Here is a 21,389-nt window from a genome sequence, read left to right as displayed (position 1 = left end):
TCAGGCCTGCCCCAGCTCCGCCGCCCCGAAGGAGACGTCGAACCGGTCGCACCAGATGCTGACGCTGCTGTACTGCGTCAGGTCGAGGTCGGCCGGGACGGCGTAGTTCTGGCTGCCCTTGTTGCCCTTGAGCTTGCCGAGGCTGACGTACCGCCCGTCGTCGAAGACGTGCCAGCCGGCACTGCCCTCCTTCACGGGGGCGTCGGTCAGCCAGACCCGCAGGTCGGGGCCGTTGCTGGTGTCGAGGTTCTCCAGCCGGACGACATGGGATCCATCGGCCAGCCGTACGAGCTTCACGCTGCCGGAGGTGTCGTGTTCGTGGCTGATCAGCTCGCCGCGGGCGAGGATCCGCGGGCCGGGTGTCGCGGAGGGATCCGCCGGGGCGGAGGGATCCGCGGTCGCGGGTGGCGCGGACGTGCCCACCGCGACCGGCAGGGCCTCGTCCACCGTCTCGTCCTGCCACAGCTTCCACGGCTGGAACCAGTACAGCCCGAACCCGACCCCGACGACGGCCACCACCAGCACCCCGACGATCAGCGACTTCCGCACGCGCCCCATAACCTTCCCCCCGACTTCCTGAGAGTTCCTGTCGGCTCCCATTCCAGCCGATCACCGAGGCGTACGGCATCCCTGAACCGATGACGAAACCCTTACGGCCATTGCCTTCGACCGCACTTCATCGTGCAGACTCAGCCGCATGGAGACTGCCGAGTTCATCCGCGTCCTGGACCGGGAGGGCCGACTGCTGGCCGAGGCGGCCGAGCGCGCCGGGACCGACGCCAAGGTGCCGACCTGCCCGGAGTGGCAGGTGCGCGACCTGCTGCGGCACACGGGGATGGTGCACCGCTGGGCGGCCGCGTTCGTCGCCGAGGGCCACACCGCCTCCGTGCCCGCCGCGGACCCGCCCGACCTCGACGGCACCGAGCTGACGACCTGGTTCCGCGAGGGACACCGTCACCTGGTCGACACCCTCACCGGCGCCCAACCGGACGTACAGTGCTGGCACTTCCTGCCGGCGCCGTCGCCGCTCGCCTTCTGGGCCCGCCGTCAGGCGCACGAAACGACGATCCACCGCTTCGACGCGGAGGCGGCCCTCGGCGGTACGCCGACCGGGATCGACCCCGCCTTCGCGGCCGACGGCATCGACGAACTCCTGCTCGCCTTCCACGCCCGCCCCAAGAGCCGCGCCCGCAGCGCCGAGCCCCGCGTGCTGCGGGTGCGGGCGACCGACAGGGACGACGCGGTGTGGACCGTACGACTGTCCCAGGAGCCGCCCGCGGCGGTGCGTGAGGAGGTCGGGGAGGCCGACTGCGAGGTCGCCGGGCCCCTTGAACTGCTGTATCCGGCGCTGTGGAACCGGCTGCCCTTCCCTAGCGTGCACGGCGACGCGTCGGTGGCCGCGCTGTGGCGGGAGAAGTCCGGCGTCATCTGAAGCCGAACGCGGTCAGCCCGACAGCATCCTGGTCAGCACCGCCCGCTGCACGGGCAGCACATCCCCGTGCAGCGCGCGCCCCTTCGCCGTGAGCGCGACCTTCACCCCGCGCCGGTCCTCGGGGCACATGTGGCGGTCGACGAGGCCATCCTTCTCCAGGCGCGCGATCAGCCGCGAGAGCGCGCTCTGGCTGAGATGGACATGCTCGGCGATCTCCTGCACGCGCTGCGCGCACTCGCCGCCCGCCAGCACGTCCAGCACCTCGAAGTCGCTGCCGCACAAGCCGTGTTGATGCAGCGCCCGGTCGAGTTCGCACTGTGTGCGGGCGTGCAGCGCCAGAATGTCCCGCCACTGGTCCACGAGCGCCTGCTCGGCCTTCTTCGCCGCCATGGGCGCACCGTAGCAGAGAACCGGGTTTGTTGCATCGGAATTAAATGTATTTGCATTCAATGCAAGCGCATGTAGTGTCTGCGGCATGACCTCTCCGCTCACCACCCCCACGTCCGACGGACGTTGGACCCCCCGGCTGTGGGGCACCCTGCTGGTGCTCTGCGCCGCGATGTTCCTCGACGCCCTGGACGTCTCCATGGTCGGCGTCGCGCTGCCGTCCATCGGCGCCGACCTGGGCCTTTCCACCTCGACGCTGCAATGGATCGTCAGCGGCTACATCCTCGGCTACGGCGGACTGCTGCTCCTCGGCGGACGCACCGCCGACCTGCTGGGCCGGCGTCAGGTCTTCCTGGTGGCCCTCGGCGTCTTCGCACTGGCCTCGCTGCTCGGCGGGCTCGTCGACTCCGGGCCGCTGCTGATCGCCAGCCGCTTCATCAAGGGCCTGAGCGCGGCCTTCACGGCGCCGGCCGGCCTGTCGATCATCACCACGACCTTCGCCGAGGGCCCGCTGCGCAACAGGGCCCTGGCCATCTACACCACCTGCGCCGCCACCGGCTTCTCCATGGGCCTGGTCCTGTCCGGACTGCTCACCGAGGCCAGCTGGCGCCTGACCATGCTGCTGCCCGCGCCGATCGCCCTGATCGCCCTGGTGGCGGGCCTGAAGCTGCTGCCGCGCAGCGCCCGCGAGAAGGACCACAACGGCTACGACATCCCCGGCGCCGTCCTCGGCACCGCGTCGATGCTGCTGCTGGTGTTCACCGTCGTCCAGGCGCCCGAGGTCGGCTGGGCCTCCGCCCGGACGCTGCTGTCCTTCCTCGCCGTCGCCGTCCTGCTCACCGCGTTCGTGGCGGTCGAGCGGCGCTCGCCCGGACCGCTGATCCGGCTCGGCGTACTGCGCTCGGGCAACCAGATCCGCGCCCAGCTCGGCGCCATCGCCTTCTTCGGCTCGTACGTCGGATTCCAGTTCCTGACCACCCTCTACATGCAGTCGCTGCTCGGCTGGTCCGCGCTCCACACGGCGCTCGCCTTCCTGCCCGCGGGCGCGCTGGTGGCGCTCTCCTCGACGAAGGTCGGCTCGATCGTCGACCGGTTCGGCACCCAGCGGCTGATCGCGGTGGGCTTCGGGCTCATGGTCGTCGGCTACGCGCTGTTCCTCCAGATCGACCTCGACCCCGTGTACGCGGCGACGATCCTGCCGTCGATGCTGCTGATCGGCGCGGCCTGTGCGCTGGTCTTCCCCTCGCTCAACATCCAGGCCACCAACGGCGTCGACGACCACGAGCAGGGCATGGTCTCCGGGCTGCTGAACACCTCGGTGCAGGTGGGCGGCGCGATCTTCCTCGCCGTGGTGACCGCGGTGGTCACCGCCGGCGCGCCCGACCGGCCCACTCCGCAGGCGGTCCTCGACAGCTACCGTCCCGGCTTCGCGGTGGTGGCGTGCGTCGCCGTCGCGGGCCTGCTGATCACGCTCACGGGCCTGCGCCGGTCGCGCCCGGCCCGGCAGTCCGTCGTGGTCGCCAAGTCCACCGTGCGGGAGGCGGAGGCGGACCGGGTTCCGGTCCGTGACTAGGGGGATCGCCTCCAACGCGTGTGCCCGGCCGGGGTGCTTGCCCGGCCGGGCACACGCCTGTTTGACTCCGTTCATGAGTCTTCACGGGGGTCGGCGCGCCAAGGCCGAGCAGGACGCGTTCGTCGTCGAGGTGGGGTACGCGCTGCTCAGCGCGGTGTTCGCGGCGGGGGTGGTCTTCGGGGCCGTCGCCGGTCCGGCGCTGCTGTTCGAGCTGCCGCGGACGGCGGAGTCGCTGGTGTGGCAGGGCGGCAAGTGGCTCGCCGTGGTCCTGTTCGCCGCCCGCGTGATCAGCGTGCTGGTGCGCTACCGGCGGACGGCTCAGCCGAGCCAGCCGGGCCGTACCAACCCCGACTCGTAGGCGAGCACGACCAGTTGGGCCCGGTCGCGGGCGCCCAGCTTCACCATGGTGCGGCTGACGTGGGTCTTGGCGGTGAGGGGGCTGACCACGAGACGGCGGGCGATCTCCTCGTTGGACAGGCCGATCCCGACCAGGGCCATCACCTCCCGCTCCCGCTCGGTGAGTTCGGCGAGGGCGTCGGCGGCCGCGGGCTCCTTGGAACGGGCGGCGAACTCGGCGATCAGCCGTCGGGTCACTCCCGGCGAGAGCAGCGCGTCGCCGCCGACCACCGCCCTCACCGCGCGCAGGAGTTCATCCGGTTCGGTGTCCTTGACCAGGAATCCGGAGGCCCCGGAGCGGATGGCCTCGAAGACGTACTCGTCGAGCTCGAAGGTGGTGAGCATGACCACCTTCACGTCCTTCAGCCGGTCGTCCTCGGTGATCCGCCGGGTCGCGGCCAGGCCGTCGAGCACCGGCATGCGGATGTCCATCAGCACGACATCGGGGGCGAGTTCACGCGCCGTGCGCACCGCCTCCTCGCCGTCGGCGGCCTCGCCGGCCACCTCGATGTCGGGCTGCGCGTCGAGCAGCGCACGGAAACCGGCCCGCACCAGCGACTGGTCGTCGGCGAGCAGTACGCGGATCACCGGTCGTCCTCCTTCGTGGTGAGCGGCAGTACGGCGAGCACCCGGAAGCCGCCGTCGGCGCGCGGGCCCGCCTCGATCGTGCCACCCAACGCGGCGGCCCGCTCCCGCATTCCGGCCAGACCATTGCCGCTGCCGCCCGCGTCGGCGCCGGTCGCGGGGCCGTCGTCGTCCACGCGGATCCGCAGCGTCCCGCCACCGTGATCGAGGTGCACGCGCGCGTGCCGCGATCCCGAGTGCCGTACGACATTGGTGAGGGCTTCCTGGACGATCCGGAAGGCCGCGAGATCGGTGCCGGGCGCCAGCGGGGGCGGGGTGCCGCGCACGTCGACGGTCAGGCCGGCGCCGGCCGCCTGGTCCACGAGTTCGGGGAGCCGGCCGAGTCCGGGTGCGGGCGCGCGCGGCGCGTCACCCGGCGCGCGCAGCGTGTCGAGCACCTGGCGCACCTCGCCGAGCGCCTCCTTGCTCTGCGCCTTGATGGTGGTCAGCGCCGTGCGGGCCTGCTCGGGATCGGTGTCGAGGAGCGCAAGCCCGACACCCGCCTGGACGTTGATGACGGAGATGCTGTGCGCCAGTACGTCATGCAGCTCGCGGGCGATCCGCAACCGCTCCTCGTCGGCCCGCCGCCGAGCCGCCTGCGCCCGCTCGGCCCGCTCCCGGGCCCACTGCTCCCGCCGCGTCCGCACCAGCTCCGACAGCGCCACGATGGCCACCACCCAGGCGGCGACCACGCCTTCCTGCCCCCAGGGGGCGGCGGAGTCCCCGGACGGCGGCAGCCACTGATAGAGCCAGTGCGCGACCAGCACATGCCCGACCCACAAGGTGCCCATCGCCGCCCAGGCGGCCCGCCGATGCCCGGCGACGATGGCACTGAAGCAACTGATCGCCACGGTCAGGAAGACGGGCCCGTACGGATACCCGGCGCCCAGATAGACCATGGCGGCACCGGCCGTGCCGAAGGCGACGGCGACCGGGTACCGATGCCGCCACAGCAGCAGTAGCCCGGCCACGAGCAACAGCGCCCGCGCGAAGGCATCGAGGTCGGCCCGCTCCCCGGCCTGCTCCTCGGCCGCGAAGTTGGACCCGACGAGCACGAACGCGGTCACGAGCAGGGTGGACCGCCAGGGCCAGCGCTCCTGCTCCTCCTGCCGCCACCACGACGGCCCGCTCCGCCACCACTGCGGCGGACCGACCACGGGCACACGCTGCTCCTCCATGCCCGCCACGCTAGACGCCACCCCCACCGGGCCGCGTCACCCACGCGAGGTGATCACATGTACTCCCCACGAAGTACGCCGCCCTCCCTGACCGGCAGGCCCACACACGGGACGCGTTCACCCTCCCTCCGCGGCCGGTCCCGTCTGCGGATACACCAGCCCCACCCCATGGGCGAGTTGGCCCACCGCATGCCGAAAGAACCGCTCACGGTCCTCGACCACCCGGTGGAACTGGCCGAACAGTTCGAAGCCGACCAGGCCGTAGAGCTGGGCCCAGGCCGCGATGAGTGCCGCCATCGTCTCCGGGGGGAGGTCGGGGGCGAAGTCGGCGGCCATGCGCTCGGCCTCGGGGCGGAGTTGGGCGGGGAGGGGTGGCTTGGCGAGGCCGAGGCCCTTGTGGGCGTCACGGACGATGCCGATGAAGACCTGACCGACCCGGGACGCGGCCGGGATCGTGGTGTCGGGGGCGCTGTAGCCGGGCACCGGGGAACCGTAGATCAGCGCGTACTCGTGCGGATGCGCCAGCGCCCAGCCCCGTACGGCCTCGCACACCGCGATCCAGCGGTGCCCGGGACCGACGTCGGCGAAGTCGTCGCGCGCGGCCTCGGCACTCTCGCCGACGGAGTTGTAGGCGTCGATGATCAGCGCGGTCAGCAGGTCGTCGCGGCTGGGGAAGTAGCGGTAGAGGGCGGAGGAGACCATGCCGAGTTCGCGGGCCACGGCGCGCAGTGAGAGCTTGGCGGCGCCGTCGGCGGCGAGCTGTCTGCGGGCCTCGTCCTTGATGGCCGCGGTGACCTCGATCCGGGCCCGGGCCCGGGCTCCCTGGGAAGTGCTGCCGTGTGCGGTGCTCATGCGAGGCAGTGTCGCATGAAAGCGAGAGCAGTGCACACAAACGAGAGCGGTGAACTAAAAAGAGAGCACTGCTCTTGCTTTGGAGCGTCGATCTCGTCCACACTGTAGGAGCGGCAGCGAGAGCAGTGCTCACAACAGAGAACACCGCTCTCAGCGAAGAACACCCGTTCGCCACAGAGAGCACCGCTCACCAAACCCTGGGAGTCCTCCATGTCCACGCACGTCAAGAAGCCCGGCTGGTTCACCGTCAACGTCTTCAACCGCACCGTCGCCTGGCTGACCCGCCGTGGCCTCAGCGTCTGGGGCTCCCGCGTCCTCGCCGTCCGCGGCCGCAAGAGCGGCCAGTGGCGGACCACCCCCGTGAACCTGCTGACCGTCGACGGCCGGCATTACCTCGTCGCCCCGCGCGGCCACGTCCAGTGGACCCACAACATGCGCGCGGCCGGCGGCGGTGAGCTGCACCTCGGCAAGAACGTGGACGTGTTCACCGCCACCGAGGTCTCCGACGACGACAAAGTCCCCCTGCTGCGCGCCTACCTCAAGCGCTGGAAGGCCGAGGTCGGCGTCTTCTTCAACGGAGTCGGCCCCGACTCCCCCGACACCGACCTGCGCCGAATCGCCCCGGACCACCCCGTATTCCAGGTCACCATCAAGAGCTAGTGCCCCGACAGGCAACGTTCGCCCCGTCGCGACGCCCGGCACGCTCCCCCACTGCCTTAAGGGCGTGGGAGGTGCCCCCACTCGCCGCACCGGGCACAAGCCCAAGTACATCCAGTACGAGGGCTTGCACCCGGCACGCCGAGAGCACGCACCGGACGCCGCTCCTTGACGGGCAAACGTTGCCTGCCGAGGCACTAGACCTCAGCCCGCTCCCCGGACTCGCCGCCCATCTGCCGGCGGTCCAGCGCTGTCAGGGCGCGCTGGGCCATCGGATGGCTGCGGACCATCTCGCCCAGCGACGACGATCCGCGGGTGATGTCCATGAACGCCCGCCAGGCGGGCCGGAACCCGGTCAGCGCGGCGTGGAACAGGCCGGGGCGCTTCTCGAAGACGGCCAGCAGTCGCTTGCCGACGCTCATCTCGACGCCGAGCCCGGCCTTGACCGCGAACGCGTAGTTCAGTGCCTGGCGCCGGGTGTCCACCGCGTCGTGCGCCTCGGCGATCCGAACCGCCCACTCCCCCGCGAGCCGCCCGGAGCGCAGCGCGAAGGAGATGCCCTCACGGGTCCACGGCTCCAGCAGCCCCGCCGCGTCCCCGCACACCAGCACGCGCCCCCGCGACAGCGGCGAGTCGTCGGCGCGGCAGCGCGTCAAGTGGCCGGAGGAGATGCTCGGTTCGAACCCGGCGAGCCCGAGCCGCCCGATGAACTCCTCCAAGTACCGCTTGGTCGCCGCACCTTCACCGCGCGCCGAGATCACCCCGACCGTCAGCGTGTCGCCCTTGGGGAAGACCCAGCCGTAACTCCCGGGAATCGGCCCCCAGTCGATGAGCACCCTCCCCTGCCAGTCCTCCGCGACGGTCTCCGGCACCGGGATCTCCGCCTCCAGTCCGAGATCGACCTGGTCGAGCTTCACCCCGACATGCGCTCCTATCCGGCTCGCGCTGCCGTCCGCGCCGACGACCGCCCGCGCGAGCAGCGTCTCGCCGCCCTGCAGGACGACGGCGACCGTGCGCCGGTCCGGTACCGCCGAGCCGTGCTGCTCCACCCGCTGCACGGTGACGCCCGTACGCAGCTCGGCGCCCGCCTTCTGCGCGTGCTCGACGAGCTGCTGGTCGAACTCGGGCCGGTTGATCAGCCCGAACAGCATCTGCTTGGAGCGACGGGTGCGCGTGAAGCGGCCGTTGTTCGAGAACGTCACCGCGTGCACCCGGTCCCGCAGCGGCAGTTCGAAGCCGGGCGGCAGGGAGTCACGGGAGGGGCCGATGATGCCGCCGCCGCAGGTCTTGTAACGCGGCAACTCGGCTTTCTCCAGCAACAGCACGCGCCGCCCCGCGACCGCCGCCGCGTACGCGGCCGAGGCACCCGCGGGCCCCGCGCCGACCACGACGACGTCCCACACCTGCCGCACGTCGTCCGCCGAAGAGTTCTCGCTGCTCACGATGGTCTACTGCTCCCGATCAAGCCGCCTGCCGCTGCTGTCCCCCGCATCCTACGGCGGCGGTCGCCGCAGGCCGCTGTGGGAGGATCGGCGACGTGGGTGCCCACCCCACCCGGCGGCGCCTACGCTCGCACGATCAGCCGTACACAGAAGTACGCACACGTACAACGTCGCACCTACAAGGAGCGTGCCCATGTCGTCGAATCCGGTCGCCGAGACCGTCGCCTCGCTGATGCCGAGGGCGAAGCGAGAGCTCACCGAACTGGTGGCGTTCAAATCGGTGGCGGACTTCGACCAGTTCCCCCGCAGCGAGAGCGAGGGCGCCGCGCGCTGGGTCGCGGACGCGCTGCGCGCCGAGGGCTTCGAGGACGTGGGCCTGCTGGACACCCCGGACGGCACACAGTCGGTGTACGGCTACCTGCCCGGGCCGGCGGGCGCGAAGACCGTCCTGCTCTACGCCCACTACGACGTGCAGCCGCCGCTGGACGAAACCGCCTGGCGGACCCCGCCGTTCGAGCTGACCGAGCGCGACGGGCGCTGGTACGGCCGCGGGGCCGCCGACTGCAAGGGCGGCCTGATCATGCATTTGCTGGCGCTGCGCGCGCTCAAGGCCAACGGCGGCGTCCCCGTGCACGTCAAGGTGATCGCCGAGGGATCCGAGGAGATGGGCACGGGCGGACTTGAGCAGTACGCCGAGGCGCACCCCGGGCTCCTTGAGGCGGACACGATCGTGGTGGGCGACGCGGGCAACTTCCGGGTCGGCCTGCCGACGGTCACCACGACGCTGCGTGGGATGACCATGCTCCGGGTGCAGATCGACACGCTGGAGGGCAACCTCCACTCGGGCCAGTTCGGCGGCGCCGCCCCGGACGCGCTGGGCGCCCTGATCCGCGTACTGGACTCGCTGCGCGCCGAGGACGGCTCGACGACGATCGACGGGCTGGCGCCGGGATCCGCGTGGGAGGGGCTCCAGTACGACGAGGAGCAGTTCCGCAAGGACGCCAAGGTGCTGGAGGGGGTGGAGCTGATCGGCTCCGGCACGGTCGCGGACCGTATCTGGGCGCGCCCGGCCGTGACCGTGCTCGGCATCGACTGCCCGCCCGTCGTCGGCGCCACCCCGTCCGTGCAGTCGAGCGCCCGTGCGCTGATCAGCCTGCGGGTGCCGCCGGGCGTGGACGCGGCCGAGGCGACCAAGCTGCTCCAGGCGCACCTGGAGGCACACACGCCGTGGGGCGCGCGGCTGCGCAGCGAGCAGGTCGGGCAGGGGCAGGCGTTCAGCGCCGAGACCACGAGCCCGGCGTACGAGGCGATGGCCCGGGCGATGGCCGAGGCCTACCCGGGCCAGGAGATGCAGTACGCCGGTCAGGGCGGCTCCATCCCGCTGTGCAACACCCTCGCCGCCCTCTACCCGGACGCGGAGATCCTTCTCATCGGGCTGAGCGAGCCGGAGGCCCAGATCCACGCCGTGAACGAGAGCGTCTCGCCCGAGGAGCTGGAGCGTCTCTCCGTGGCGGAGGCGCTGTTCCTGCGCAACTACGCGGGGAGCTGACCGGCCCGCCCCTCACGGGGTGGGAATCCCCGCCTCCAGATACAGCGCGGCCCCGCGTTCACGGGCACGCAGGGCCCAGCGCAGGCGCTCGTAGCGCACGGGTGGCAGCAGGTCGGCGGCCTCCTCCTCGGTCACGAAGCGCCAGTCGCGCAGTTCGGGCCCCGGCAGCAGCAGACGTCCGGTCCGCGCGGAGTCGAGCCGCCCGCCGTCGAAGAGGAGGCGCAGTCCGCCGTAGCCGGGAGGTGCGGGCGGTTCCCAGTCGACGACGAGGAGGCGGGGTACGTCGTCCAGACGGATCCCCGTCTCCTCGGTGACCTCGCGCATGCCCGCGCGCGCGGGCGCCTCGCCGGGCTCGACGACGCCGCCGGGGAACTCCCAGCCGGCCTTGTAGGTGGGATCGACGAGCAGGACCCGGTCGTGTTCGTCGAAGAGCAGCACTCCGGCGGCCAGCGTCTCGGCGGTCGGTTCGGGCGTCTGCACGATGTCGCTCACCGGCGCCTCACCGGAGGTGACGGCCTCGGCGATCCGGGCGGCCGTCTGGTACGGGGTGAGCCGGCCGTTGTCCACGAGGTGGGCGTCGGCGGTCAGCCAGGAGGCGAGCGCGGAGCGGTAGGGCTCGATCTGGTCGTACGACCATTGCCGGGCCCGTAGTTCGCCGTCGGGGACGTCGGGGATCTCCCGATGCGCTATTCGCTCGCGCAGGATCGTTTCCGCCGGGGCCAGGAGAATGTGTCGTACGGCGATCCGGCGCGCGGCCAGGCCGCCGAAGATCTCGTCGCGGTACTCCTGGCGCAGCAGGGTCATGGGGACCACGAGGGTTCCGCCGAGCTCGGCGAGCATCGCGGCCGCCGTGTCGATCACGAGTCGTCGCCAGATCGGCAGATCCTGGAAGTCGCCGACCTCGGCGAGGTGTTTGGGCGGAAGCAGATGCGGCAGTGCTCCGCCGATGACCTCGGGGTCGAAGAGCGCGCTGTTCGGGATCAGTTCGATCAGTTCCCGTGCGGTGGTGGTCTTCCCCGCACCGAAAGGTCCGTTGATCCAGACGATCACAGACTCCCCCTCTTCTGTTGGACCCCTGTGGCTTGCCCGCTCCACCCTGCCACGGAAACCAGTGCCAGTTGAGGGCGCACGCGCGGCGGCGCCGGTGCCCCTGGGTGCGGGACACCGGCGCCGTGCTCCGTGCCGTCGGGCTCGTCAGTCGTTCTGCCCGAGGGCGCTGTCCTCGACGGCCGGACTGTCGCCGGCGACCGTGTCGTCGAGGGTGCTGAGGGTCTTGCCCACGTCGAGGTCGTCCAGGTCGGACCCGAGCGAGTGGGACGGCGTGACCGCCGCGACGACGAAACCGGTGGCCAGGGAGGCGATGGCGAGCATGCTGCGCTTCTTCATGACCGGTTCAACTGCACAGCGGGACAACAGTCACGGCGTTCTTGTCCGAAGCGCTGGTCCGACCAGCGCCGGAACGTTCCTGCCACGCTCCGCCGGGCCGCCCCCGTCACACCGTCGCCGCGTCCGCCCGCCGGGGCAGCGCCGCGGCCGCCGCCCCCACCAGCCCCGCGTCCGTCCCCATCTGTGCCGGCGTCACCGTCAGACGCCGGACGAAGGAGAGGGTGGCGTAGTCGCCGAGCGCCTTGCGCAGGGGCGCGAGGAGCACCTCACCCGCCTTGCCGACCCCGCCGCCGATGACGGCGATGTCGATCTCGACCAGGGTCGCGGTGGCCGCGATCCCGGCGGCCAGGGCCTGCGCGGCTCGCTCGAAGGAGGCCACGGCGACCGGGTCGCCGGCGCGGGCGGCGGCGGCCACCGCGGCGGCGGAGGTGTCGCCGTCGGGGCCTGGCTGCCAGCCGTTCTCCAGGGCGCGCCGGGCGATGTTGGGGCCGCTCGCGATGCGCTCCACGCAGCCGCGCGCACCGCACGGGCACGGGTCGCCGTCGAGATCGACGCTGATGTGACCGATGTGGCCGGCGTTGCCGGTGGGGCCGGGGTGCAGCCGGCCGTTCAGGACGAGACCGCCGCCGACGCCCGTGGACACCACCATGCACAGCGCGTTGTCGTGGCCGCGGGCGGCGCCCTGCCAGTGCTCGGCCGCGGTGATGGCCACGCCGTCGCCGATCAGCTCGACCGGCAGTCCGCCCGCCGCTTCACGGACCCGCCTCACCAGCGGGTAGTCGCGCCAGCCGGGCACGTTCACCGGGCTCACCGTGCCGGCGGAGGCGTCCACGGGACCCGCGCTGCCGATCCCGAGGGCCGTCGCGCGCGTCCACAGCGGGCTCGCGGTCAGTTCGCCGAGCACCGCCTCGACGGCGCCCATCACGGTGTCACCGTCCTCCCGCGCCGGGGTCGGGCGCTGGGCGCGCGCCAGGATCCGGCCGTCGCCGTCCACAAGACCTCCGGCGATCTTCGTTCCGCCGATGTCGAGCGCGGCCACGAGGTCGGTGTGCATCAGAGTCAGATCTCCCGGTCAACCATGAGGAAAAGGGCAGGCCGGTCTCGCGGTGGGGCGCAGGCCGGAGAGTGCGGTGGACAGTGTCCCCTGCATCTGACAACGTTGTCCAGGCTCTATGCTCGACGCCACATCCTCATACAAACCATGGATCGACGCATCCCCCGTGGACGAACAGGACAGGACCCGCATAGTGCCCGAGACCATCCGCCGCGCCGACCGTACCCCCGGGAACCGTTACGGCAATCGGCCGACGATGAAGGACGTGGCCGCTCGTGCGGGAGTCGGACTGAAAACGGTCTCGCGGGTCGTCAACGGCGAGCCGGGCGTCACACCGGAGACGGAGCGCCGCGTCCAGGAGGCCATCGACGCCCTCGGCTTTCGCCGCAACGACAGCGCACGGGTACTGCGCAAGGGCCGTACCGCCAGCATCGGTCTTGTCCTTGAGGACCTCGCGGACCCGTTCTACGGCCCGCTCAGCCGCGCGGTCGAGGAGGTGGCCCGGGCGCACGGCGCGCTGCTGATCAACGGCTCCAGCGCCGAGGACCCGGACCGCGAGCAGGAGCTGGCGCTCGCGCTGTGCGCACGGCGGGTGGACGGTCTGGTGGTGATTCCGGCCGGGGACGACCACCGCTATCTGGAGCCCGAGATCAGGGCGGGCGTCGCCACCGTGTTCGTGGACCGTCCGGCCGGGAAGATCGACGCCGATGTCGTCCTCTCCGACAACTACGGCGGCGCCCGGGAGGGAGCCGCCCACTTGATCGCCCACGGGCACCGCCGGATCGGCTTCATCGGCGACATGCCCCGCATCCACACCGCCGCCGAGCGACTGCGCGGCTATCGGGCGGCCATGGAGGACGCGGAGATACCCGTGGAGGACTCCTGGATGTCCCTGGGCGTCACCGACCCCGAGCGGGTGCGCAGGGCCGCCGAGGAGATGCTCTCCGGACCCCGGCCGGTCACCGCGATCTTCGCGGGCAACAACCGAGTGACGGTCACCGTGATCCGGGTCCTGGCCGAAGAGGCCCGCCGGGTGGCGCTCGTCGGCTTCGACGACCTGGAACTCGCCGATCTGCTCCAGCCGGGCGTCACCGTCGTCGCGCAGGACGCGGCCGCCCTCGGCCGGACCGCCGCCGAGCGGCTGTTCCGGCAGCTGGACGGTACGCTGATCACACCCGAGCGCATCGAGCTGCCGACCCGGCTGATCACCCGCGGCTCGGGCGAGCTGCCCCCGGCGGACTGAGCAAGGCATGGACGCGCGCACCCTCCAGGCACTGGGCCTCGCGATGGCACCCCGCGACCATCCGCTGCTCTACCCGGGCGCCTGGCCCGCGGACTCCGGGCTCCTGGACGGCGAGCGCTTCCTGCCCCTGGACCGGCTGACCCACCCGGACCGCACCCCCGTCCTCGCGATCGGCTCCAATGCCTGCCCGGGCCAACTGCGGCACAAGATGACCGAGTTCGGCATCCTCTCGCCGATCCCCATGGTCAAGGTCCGCGTCACCGGCATCGCGATCGGTGTCTCGGCACATGTGAGCCGGCTGGGCTATGTGTCGGCATCACCCTTCCACGCGTCCGACTCCGTACGGGAGTTGTTCGTCCTGTGGCTCGACGCCGAGCAGCTCGCGGTGATCGACGCCAGCGAGGGCGTACCGCTGCCCTACGGCAACTACCGGCGTGCCTGGCTGCCCTCCCCCGAGGTGCGCCTCGACCTGGCGGACGGAACGACGCTGCCGGGTGTCTTCTCGTACGTCAACCGCCGCGGCGTTCTGCGCAACGGCTCCGCGGCACCGCGCACCCACCCCGGGCAGCGGGAGCTGCTCACCGAACTGCTCCTGAACTCCGCCCGGTTGAGGGAGCTGTTCGGCGTGGCCCCGGAGGAGTTCTGCGCCCGGGCGCGCGCGGACCGGCGGCTGTGCGAGCAGGGGACACGGCTGTTCGCACAGGAGAAGCTGGTGACCGTGCACGGCCTGGAGCGGTACGTCGCTCAGCAGACCGGAAGTCCGGGCACCGGCTCGTCGTTGTCGCCGCCCTTGACGTAGACGTCGCTGACCCAGACGTCCGCGTTGCCGCTGTCGTCGTCGGTCTTCGCCCACCAGACGTTGGTCCACTCGCCGGACGTCTCGCGGCGGCCCAGATTCTGCTGACAGTAGAAGTAGTTGGTGCCCGCGCCCAGGACTCCGACCTCGGTGCCGTCGGCGGTGTAGGACTTCGCGGTGCGCCAGACCTCGCAGTTGTACTTGCCGCCGCCGATGGGGTGGCAGGCGGCCGCGGGGGTCGTGGCGCCGTCTCCGCCGGAGGTCCTGCTCGGTGTGGGAGTGGGCTTCGCGGACGGCTCGGTCTCGGTGCTGCGGCTCGGCGAGCGGCTCGGGGTCGGGGTCTTCTCGTCGCCCTTGTCGGTGGGCTTCGTGTCGGCCGAGCCGTCGAGACTCGGCCCGCCGCCGGTCGCGTCGGCGGAGATGGCGGTGGAGGTGGGCTGTCCGGCCGCCTTGGGTTCGTCGCCGTTGCTCACCAGGGCGACGGTGACGCCGGCCGTGGCGAGGACGAGGGTCACGGCAGCGGCGGCGAGCAGGGCGCGGCTCTTGCGGCGGGAGGGGCGGGGGGTGTCCATGGGGTGCGTGGTGGCCGGCTCCTGTGGCGCCGGGGCGGCGTCGAAACCGGCGACGTACGCCCCGGGACCGCCCTGTTGCGGTGGCCCGAACCCCGGCGGCACCGTCGGCACGCTGCGCTGCGTCTCCGCCCGTTCCGGGCCGCGCAGTGTCGTCGTCGGCGTGTCCCTGCCCGCCACCGCCTGAAGGAGTTCGCGGGCTTCCTCGGCCTCCGGTCGCCCCTCCGGGCGCTTGTCCAGGAGGCGTTGGAGAACCGGGGCGAGCGCACCGGCGCGGTGGGGCTCGGGCAGGGGCTCGCTGACGATCGCGGTGAGCGTGGAGAAGGTCGAGGTGCGCCGGAAGGGCGAGGAGCCCTCGACTGCGGCGTACAGGGTGGCGCCGAGGGCCCAGACGTCGGAGGCCGGGCCGGGGTCGGCGCCCTGGGCGCGTTCGGGCGCCAGGTAGTCCAGGGAGCCGACCAGTTCGCCGCTGCGGGTGAGATGGGTCGCCGAGCCGTCGCCCGGGTCCTCCATGGTGGCTATGCCGAAGTCGGTCAGCACGACCCGGCCCGAGCGGTCGAGGAGGATGTTGCCCGGCTTGACGTCGCGGTGCAGGACGCCGGCGCGGTGGGCGGCGGCCAGTGCGTCCATCACTTTGGCGCCGATCCCGGCGGCCTCGCGCGCGTCGAGGGTGCCGCGCTCGTGCAGCACGTCGTCCAGGGAGGGGCCGTCGACCAGCTCCATGACGATCAGCGGACGTCCGTCGACCTCGGTGACGTCGTGCACGGCCACGACTCCGGGGTGGCGCACCCGGGCCGCCGCGCGGGCCTCGCGCTGCATCCGCACCCTGAGGCCGTCGAGTTCGGGGCCGTCGGCGTCGGTGTAGGTGCGCAGTTCCTTGACGGCGACCTCGCGGCCGAGGACCTCGTCGCGGGCCCGCCAGACGACGCCCATGCCACCCCGGCCGAGCTGCGCCAGGACGCGATAACGCCCGGCCAGCAGCCGCCCGCCCCCATCCGTCCGTCCGTACTCCCCCGAAGACACCGCCGCCCCGTTCCTGTGACCCACCAACGCGTGCCGTACAGACTAGAGGGGGGCGGCGAAGGCGCCCCAAAGGGGCGCGGGGAACTGCGCGACCAGCCACGACGTGGCCGCAGCCGACCGACGACGCATCAGAGCACTCCCGGCGGAGCCTGCTGCGCCCTGGCGGAGCCTACTGCGGCCCGGAGATCGTCAGATCCCCGCGCCGAGGCGCCGCGAAGCCCTCCAGGTCGGCGCGGGTCAGACCGGTGAGCCGGGCGACCTCCGCGGTGTCGAGGGCGCCGCAGTCCAGGCCGCGCAGCAGGTAGCCGCTGAGGGCCTTGGCGGTGGCGGGCTCGTCCATGACGTCGCCGCCGGTCCGGTTGGCGTAGCGGGCGAGCCGGGCGGCCGCCTGTTCGAAGCCCTCGCGGTAGAAGGCGAAGACGGCCGCGTACCGGGTCGGGATGTGGCCGGGGTGCATGTCCCAGCCCTGGTAGTAGGCGCGGGCCAGGGCGCGGCGGGTGAGGCCGTAGTGCAGCCGCCAGGCGTCGTGGACCTTCTCGGTCGTACCGACCGGGAGGACGTTGGTGGAGCCGTCCGACACGCGTACGCCGGTGCCGGCCGCGGCGACCTGCATGATCGCCTTGGCGTGGTCGGCGGCCGGGTGGTCGCTGGCCTGGTAGGCGGCGGAGACGCCGAGGCAGGCGCTGTAGTCGAAGGTGCCGTAGTGCAGGCCCGTGGCGCGGCCCTCGGCGGCCTGGATCATACGGGCGACGGTGGCGGTGCCGTCGGTGGCGAGGATGGACTGGCTGGTCTCGATCTGGATCTCGAAGCCGAGCCGGCCGGGCTCCAGGCCGTGGATCTTCTCGAAGGCCTCCAGGAGCAGCACGAACGCGCTGACCTGCTCGGCGTACGTCACCTTGGGCAGCGTCAGCACCAGCCCGTCGGGCAGTCCGCCCGCCTCCATCAGGCCGCTGAGGAAGACGTCGAGGGTGCGGATGCCGCGGTCGCGGACGGCGGCCTCCATGCACTTCATGCGGATGCCCATGTACGGGGCGGCGGTGCCGCTCTCGTACGCCTCGGCGATCAGGCGGGCGGCGCGGGCCGCGTCCTGGTCCTCGTCCGCGCCCTTGTAGCCGTCCTCGAAGTCGACGCGCAGGTCTTCGACGGGCTCGCGCTCCAACTTGGCCCGCACGCGCGTGTAGACCGGTTCGGCGAGTTCGTCGGCCAGGCCGAGGACGGCCGCGAAGGAGGCGGCGTCGGGGGCGTGTTCATCGAGCGCCGTGAGGGCCTGGTCGCCCCAGGAGCGGATGGTGTCGGCGGCGAAGACCTCGCCGGGGACGTAGACGGTGTGGACGGGCTGGCGGGTGCCGGGGTCTCCGGGGTAGCGGCGCTCCAGCTCGGCGTCGACCGGCGCGAGGGAGGCGCTGATCTCCTCGCTGACGGCGCCCGCGAGGCTCGTCGCCACCTTCTCCTGCTGGCCCTGACCCATCCCACACCCTCCTATTTTCCGCTGTACGGAATCAACAATCCGTAGAACGAAGTTATCCGGGGTCCTTCCGATGGTCAACACCGTGTCCACGGGGAGCCACTCGGTCATCTCGTCATGTTCACGCCCGCCTCATGGCACGCTATGACACTCCTTGGGCACGTCCGCACGACTCGTCCGGCAGTTCCCACCTAAGGAGCCTCCCGTGCCGAACCACAGCCGAGTCACGCGCCGTCTGGGCATGAAGGCCGCGTTAGCCGTCGCGGTCACCACACCCCTCTCCAGTACAGCACTGACCTCCGAGTCCGCCGCGGCGGACGAAGGCCCGCGCCGCCACCTGGAGGTCATGTCCTTCAACCTGCGCTTCGCGAGCACCACCGAGCCCAACGGCTGGGCCGTGCGCAGACCGGTGATGCGCGAGCTGCTGCGCCGCGAGGCCCCGCACGTCATCGGCACGCAGGAGGGCCTCTTCCCGCAACTGCTCGACATCGACGCCGACCTCGGCCGCCACTACGACTGGACAGGCACCGGCCGTCTGCACGGCAGTGCCGACGAATCGATGGCGCTCTTCTACGACACCCGTCGCGTCCGCCCGGTCGAGTACGACCACTTCTGGCTCTCCGACACCCCGTACGTGATCGGCTCCAACACCTGGGGCGCCGCCTTCCCCCGGATGGTCACCTGGATCCGCTTCCGCGATCTGCGCGACGGCGAGCGGGAGTTCTACGTCATGAACACCCACTTCGACCACCGCGGCCAGTCGGCGCGCGAACGCGGCGCCGCCCTGATCGCCGAGCGGATCAAGGGCTTCGACCCCGCTCTTCCGGTCGTGGTGACCGGTGACTTCAACGTGGCCGCGCACAAGAACATCGTCTACGACACCCTGCTGGGCGCCGGGCTCGTCGACACCTGGGACACGGCCGCCGAGCGCAGCGCCCAGTACGCCACCTTCCACGGCTACCGGCCGCTGGTCCCGGACGGCGACCGCATCGACTGGATCCTGACCACGCCGGGCGTCACCGCGCACCGGGCGACCATCAACACCTTCGCCGTGGACGGCCAGTTCCCGAGTGACCATCTGCCCGTACAGGCATCGCTGAGCCTGGGCTGAACGCGCCGAGGCCCCCGCGACCGTCGGCACGGTCGCGGGGGCCTCGTACGGCGTCGGACGGATCAGCCCTTGCGGGTCTTGATCTCCTCGGTGAGCTGCGGGACGACGTCGAAGAGGTCGCCGACCACGCCGTAGTCGACCAGGTCGAAGATCGGGGCCTCGGCGTCCTTGTTGATCGCCACGATCGTCTTCGAGGTCTGCATACCGGCGCGGTGCTGGATCGCACCGGAGATACCGGAGGCGATGTACAGCTGCGGCGAGACCGACTTACCGGTCTGGCCGACCTGGTTGGTGTGCGGGTACCAGCCGGCGTCGACGGCGGCACGCGAGGCACCGACGGCCGCGCCGAGGGAGTCGGCGAGCGCCTCGATGATTGCGAAGTTCTCCGCGCCGTTCACACCGCGGCCGCCGGAGACCACGATCGCGGCCTCGGTCAGCTCGGGGCGGCCGGTCGACTCACGCGGCGTGCGCGCGGTGACCTTGGTGCCGGTGGCCTTCTCGGAGAAGGTCACGGCGAGGGCCTCGACGCTACCGGCGGCCGGGGCGGCCTCCACGGCGGCGCTGTTGGGCTTGACCGTGATGACCGGGGTGCCCTTGGCGATGCGGGACTTGGTGGTGAAGGCGGCGGCGAACACCGACTGGGTGGCCACCGGGCCCTCGTCGCCGGCCTCCAGGTCGACGGCGTCGGTGATGATGCCGGAGCCGATGCGCAGCGCCAGACGGGCGGCGATCTCCTTGCCCTCGGCGGAGGACGGGACCAGCACGGCGGCCGGAGAGACGGCCTCGTAGGCGGCCTGCAGGGCGTCGACCTTCGGTACGACCAGGTAGTCGGCGTACTCGGAGGCGTCGTGGGTGAGGACCTTCACCGCGCCGTGCTCGGCGAGGGCGGCGGCGGTGTCGGCGGCGCCGGCACCGAGCGCGACGGCGACCGGCTCGCCGATGCGGCGGGCCAGGGTCAGCAGCTCCAGGGTGGGCTTGCGGACGGCGCCGTCCACGTGGTCGACGTAGACGAGAACTTCAGCCATGGGAATGCTCTCCTGCTTGGATCAGTTGAGGGGCGGTCAGCGAATCCGGGCTCAGATGAACTTCTGGCCCGCGAGGAACTCAGCGAGCTGCTTGCCGCCCTCGCCCTCGTCCTTGACGATCGTGCCGGCGGTACGGGCCGGACGCTCGGCCGCGGAGTCGACCACCGTGTAGGAGCCGTCCAGACCGACCTCGTCGGCCTCGATCTCCAGGTCCTCCAGGTCCCAGGACTGAACCGGCTTCTTCTTGGCCGCCATGATGCCCTTGAAGGACGGGTAACGCGCCTCGCCCGACTGGTCGGTGACCGACACGACGGCCGGCAGGGAGGCCTCGAGCTGCTCGGAGGCGGCGTCGCCGTCGCGGCGGCCCTTGACCGTGCCGTCCTCGACCGAGACCTCGGAGAGCAGGGTGACCTGCGGGACGCCCAGACGCTCGGCGAGCAGCGCGGGGACCACGCCCATGGTGCCGTCGGTGGAGGCCATACCGGAGATGACCAGGTCGTAGCCGGCCCTCTCGATCGCCTTTGCCAGCACCAGGGAGGTGCCGATGGCGTCGGTGCCGTGCAGGTCGTCGTCCTCGACGTGGATCGCCTTGTCGGCGCCCATCGAAAGAGCCTTGCGGAGCGCGTCCTTGGCGTCCTCGGGGCCCACGGTCAGGACGGTGATCTCGACGTCGTCGTCCGAGTTCTCGGAGATCTGCAGCGCCTGCTCGACGGCGTACTCGTCGAGCTCGGAGAGCAGACCGTCCACGTCGTCCCGGTCGACGGTCAGGTCATCGGCGAAGTGCCGGTCGCCAGTGGCGTCGGGCACGTACTTCACAGTGACAACGATCCTCAAGCTCACGCCGGCTCTCCTACTGCGTCGACATTTCTCTGCTGCCTACTTGCAGGCAGCATAGGCGCCCCAAGCGGCCGATCCCGATCGGGGCGACCCGCGCTCCGAGCGAAAATATTACTCGTCAGTACACCCAGTTCGTTCCCGCTAAGCAAGCGCTTTGAACTGTGACCTTCGCAACGCAGCGTAATCGGAACTGGACGGTTTCGCAGAACTGTCCGATACGCGGTCAGTCGCGCAGGCCGGTGAAACGGCCCTGGTGGTACAGCAACGGCCGCCCGGGGCCGGTGTGGTCGCCGAGCAGGACTTCCGCCAGCACGATCCGGTGGTCGCCGGCGGGCACGCGCGCGTGGATGCGGCAGATCAGCCAGGCGGGGACGTTGTCGAGGACCGGGACACCCTCGGGGCCCTCGTGCCAGACGGTGGGCGGGGCGAAGCGGTCGGCGCCGCTGCGGGCGAAGGTGGCGGCCAGGTCTCGCTGGTGCTCGCCGAGCAGATGTACGCCGACACGCTCCGCCCGGGACAGTGTGGGCCAACAGGAGGACCCGGTGCCGATACCGAAGGAGAGCATCGGGGGCTCGGCCGAGACGGAGGCCAGGGAAGTGGCGGTGAAGCCGACGGGGCCCTGCTCGCCGTGGGCGGTGATCACCGCGACTCCCGCCGCGTGCCGCCGGAAGACGGAGCGCAGCAGTTCGGGCGAGGCGAGCCGGGTGGCGTCGACGTCGGGCGTGGCGGTCATGAACACCTGGGGAGATGGGGCGCCGGGGACATCCCGTCAGACTGACGATAGATGGCC

Annotated in this window: 22 protein-coding genes; 8 read left to right on the top strand and 14 right to left on the bottom strand. The window is 71.6% G+C overall.

Features of this window, described 5'->3' with window-relative positions; translation table 11 throughout:
• A complete protein-coding gene (locus H4N64_RS01060) occupies positions 1-558 on the bottom strand; it encodes a DM13 domain-containing protein (RefSeq protein WP_186279982.1) in 558 nt (185 codons plus the stop codon).
• Positions 559-697: 139 nt separating this feature from the next.
• Between H4N64_RS01060 and H4N64_RS01055 the strand changes: the two genes are divergently transcribed.
• Entirely contained in the window at positions 698-1,432 is a 735-nt protein-coding gene (locus H4N64_RS01055) for a maleylpyruvate isomerase family mycothiol-dependent enzyme (protein ID WP_186279981.1), read from the top strand.
• Between the two features lie 12 nt (positions 1,433-1,444).
• On the opposite strand, the gene H4N64_RS01050 is transcribed toward H4N64_RS01055, so the two are convergent.
• Positions 1,445-1,822 (bottom strand): MarR family winged helix-turn-helix transcriptional regulator, encoded by a 378-nt coding sequence (locus H4N64_RS01050; protein ID WP_186279979.1) that lies wholly within the window; start codon positions 1,820-1,822, stop codon positions 1,445-1,447.
• An 85-nt stretch (positions 1,823-1,907) separates the two neighbouring features.
• Between H4N64_RS01050 and H4N64_RS01045 the strand changes: the two genes are divergently transcribed.
• Together H4N64_RS01045 and H4N64_RS01040 are read left to right on the top strand one after the other, a co-directional pair.
• Positions 1,908-3,392 carry an MFS transporter gene (locus H4N64_RS01045; RefSeq protein ID WP_186279977.1) on the top strand — a complete coding sequence of 495 codons (1,485 nt, stop codon included), beginning with the start codon at positions 1,908-1,910 and terminating at the stop codon, positions 3,390-3,392.
• A 73-nt stretch (positions 3,393-3,465) separates the two neighbouring features.
• Positions 3,466-3,750 carry a DUF6332 family protein gene (locus tag H4N64_RS01040; RefSeq protein ID WP_186279975.1) on the top strand — a complete coding sequence of 95 codons (285 nt, stop codon included), beginning with the start codon at positions 3,466-3,468 and terminating at the stop codon, positions 3,748-3,750.
• On the opposite strand, the gene H4N64_RS01035 is transcribed toward H4N64_RS01040, so the two are convergent.
• From H4N64_RS01035 to H4N64_RS01025, 3 genes are all read right to left on the bottom strand, one after another.
• A complete protein-coding gene (locus tag H4N64_RS01035) occupies positions 3,711-4,376 on the bottom strand; it encodes a response regulator (RefSeq protein WP_186279973.1) in 666 nt (221 codons plus the stop codon). The genes H4N64_RS01040 and H4N64_RS01035 overlap by 40 nt on opposite strands.
• Entirely contained in the window at positions 4,373-5,590 is a 1,218-nt protein-coding gene (locus H4N64_RS01030; protein WP_186279971.1) for a sensor histidine kinase, read from the bottom strand. The genes H4N64_RS01035 and H4N64_RS01030 overlap by 4 nt, the downstream gene beginning before the upstream one ends.
• Before the next feature lie 117 nt (positions 5,591-5,707).
• A complete protein-coding gene (locus tag H4N64_RS01025; protein WP_186279969.1) occupies positions 5,708-6,442 on the bottom strand; it encodes a TetR/AcrR family transcriptional regulator in 735 nt (244 codons plus the stop codon).
• Between the two features lie 210 nt (positions 6,443-6,652).
• On the opposite strand from H4N64_RS01025, the gene H4N64_RS01020 reads away from it, so the two are divergent.
• Entirely contained in the window at positions 6,653-7,102 is a 450-nt protein-coding gene (locus H4N64_RS01020) for a nitroreductase family deazaflavin-dependent oxidoreductase (protein ID WP_186279967.1), read from the top strand.
• A 194-nt stretch (positions 7,103-7,296) separates the two neighbouring features.
• Here H4N64_RS01020 and H4N64_RS01015 read toward each other — a convergent pair whose 3' ends face one another.
• On the bottom strand, positions 7,297-8,541 hold the full coding sequence (locus H4N64_RS01015; protein WP_186279965.1) for a geranylgeranyl reductase family protein: 1,245 nt from the start codon (positions 8,539-8,541) through the stop codon (positions 7,297-7,299).
• A gap of 193 nt (positions 8,542-8,734) precedes the next feature.
• Between H4N64_RS01015 and H4N64_RS01010 the strand changes: the two genes are divergently transcribed.
• Positions 8,735-10,090 (top strand): dipeptidase, encoded by a 1,356-nt coding sequence (locus H4N64_RS01010; RefSeq protein WP_186279963.1) that lies wholly within the window; start codon positions 8,735-8,737, stop codon positions 10,088-10,090.
• A 12-nt stretch (positions 10,091-10,102) separates the two neighbouring features.
• Here H4N64_RS01010 and H4N64_RS01005 read toward each other — a convergent pair whose 3' ends face one another.
• From H4N64_RS01005 to H4N64_RS00995, 3 genes are all read right to left on the bottom strand, one after another.
• A complete protein-coding gene (locus H4N64_RS01005) occupies positions 10,103-11,140 on the bottom strand; it encodes an NUDIX domain-containing protein (RefSeq protein WP_186279961.1) in 1,038 nt (345 codons plus the stop codon).
• Positions 11,141-11,284: 144 nt separating this feature from the next.
• Entirely contained in the window at positions 11,285-11,476 is a 192-nt protein-coding gene (locus H4N64_RS01000; RefSeq protein WP_186279959.1) for a hypothetical protein, read from the bottom strand.
• Between the two features lie 106 nt (positions 11,477-11,582).
• Entirely contained in the window at positions 11,583-12,530 is a 948-nt protein-coding gene (locus H4N64_RS00995; protein ID WP_186279957.1) for an ROK family protein, read from the bottom strand.
• A 193-nt stretch (positions 12,531-12,723) separates the two neighbouring features.
• Between H4N64_RS00995 and H4N64_RS00990 the strand changes: the two genes are divergently transcribed.
• A complete protein-coding gene (locus H4N64_RS00990) occupies positions 12,724-13,773 on the top strand; it encodes a substrate-binding domain-containing protein (protein WP_186279955.1) in 1,050 nt (349 codons plus the stop codon).
• Positions 13,774-13,780: 7 nt separating this feature from the next.
• Entirely contained in the window at positions 13,781-14,572 is a 792-nt protein-coding gene (locus H4N64_RS00985; RefSeq protein WP_186279953.1) for a hypothetical protein, read from the top strand.
• Here the strand turns inward: H4N64_RS00985 and H4N64_RS00980 are convergent.
• Together H4N64_RS00980 and H4N64_RS00975 are read right to left on the bottom strand one after the other, a co-directional pair.
• Positions 14,518-16,161, bottom strand: coding sequence for a protein kinase domain-containing protein (locus H4N64_RS00980; RefSeq protein WP_186279951.1), 1,644 nt, complete (start codon positions 16,159-16,161; stop codon positions 14,518-14,520). The genes H4N64_RS00985 and H4N64_RS00980 overlap by 55 nt on opposite strands.
• Positions 16,162-16,330: 169 nt before the next feature.
• Positions 16,331-17,629: a DUF6986 family protein gene (locus H4N64_RS00975; RefSeq protein WP_186279950.1), complete on the bottom strand. Its 1,299-nt coding sequence runs from the start codon at positions 17,627-17,629 to the stop codon at positions 16,331-16,333.
• A gap of 202 nt (positions 17,630-17,831) precedes the next feature.
• Here H4N64_RS00975 and H4N64_RS00970 point away from each other — a divergent pair, with 202 nt between their 5' ends.
• A complete protein-coding gene (locus H4N64_RS00970) occupies positions 17,832-18,737 on the top strand; it encodes an endonuclease/exonuclease/phosphatase family protein (RefSeq protein ID WP_186279948.1) in 906 nt (301 codons plus the stop codon).
• 62 nt (positions 18,738-18,799) lie between these two features.
• On the opposite strand, the gene H4N64_RS00965 is transcribed toward H4N64_RS00970, so the two are convergent.
• From H4N64_RS00965 to H4N64_RS00955, 3 genes are all read right to left on the bottom strand, one after another.
• Positions 18,800-19,762 (bottom strand): electron transfer flavoprotein subunit alpha/FixB family protein, encoded by a 963-nt coding sequence (locus H4N64_RS00965; protein ID WP_186279946.1) that lies wholly within the window; start codon positions 19,760-19,762, stop codon positions 18,800-18,802.
• A 51-nt stretch (positions 19,763-19,813) separates the two neighbouring features.
• Positions 19,814-20,602, bottom strand: coding sequence for an electron transfer flavoprotein subunit beta/FixA family protein (locus H4N64_RS00960; RefSeq protein ID WP_186279944.1), 789 nt, complete (start codon positions 20,600-20,602; stop codon positions 19,814-19,816).
• A 220-nt stretch (positions 20,603-20,822) separates the two neighbouring features.
• Entirely contained in the window at positions 20,823-21,332 is a 510-nt protein-coding gene (locus H4N64_RS00955; protein WP_186279943.1) for a flavin reductase family protein, read from the bottom strand.
• Positions 21,333-21,389 lie beyond the last annotated feature (57 nt).

This window comes from Streptomyces cupreus (assembly GCF_014257025.1).
GTDB lineage: Bacteria > Actinomycetota > Actinomycetes > Streptomycetales > Streptomycetaceae > Streptomyces > Streptomyces cupreus.
The sequence above is the reverse complement of the archived record's forward strand: the minus strand, read 5'-3'. Positions and strand labels throughout refer to the sequence as shown.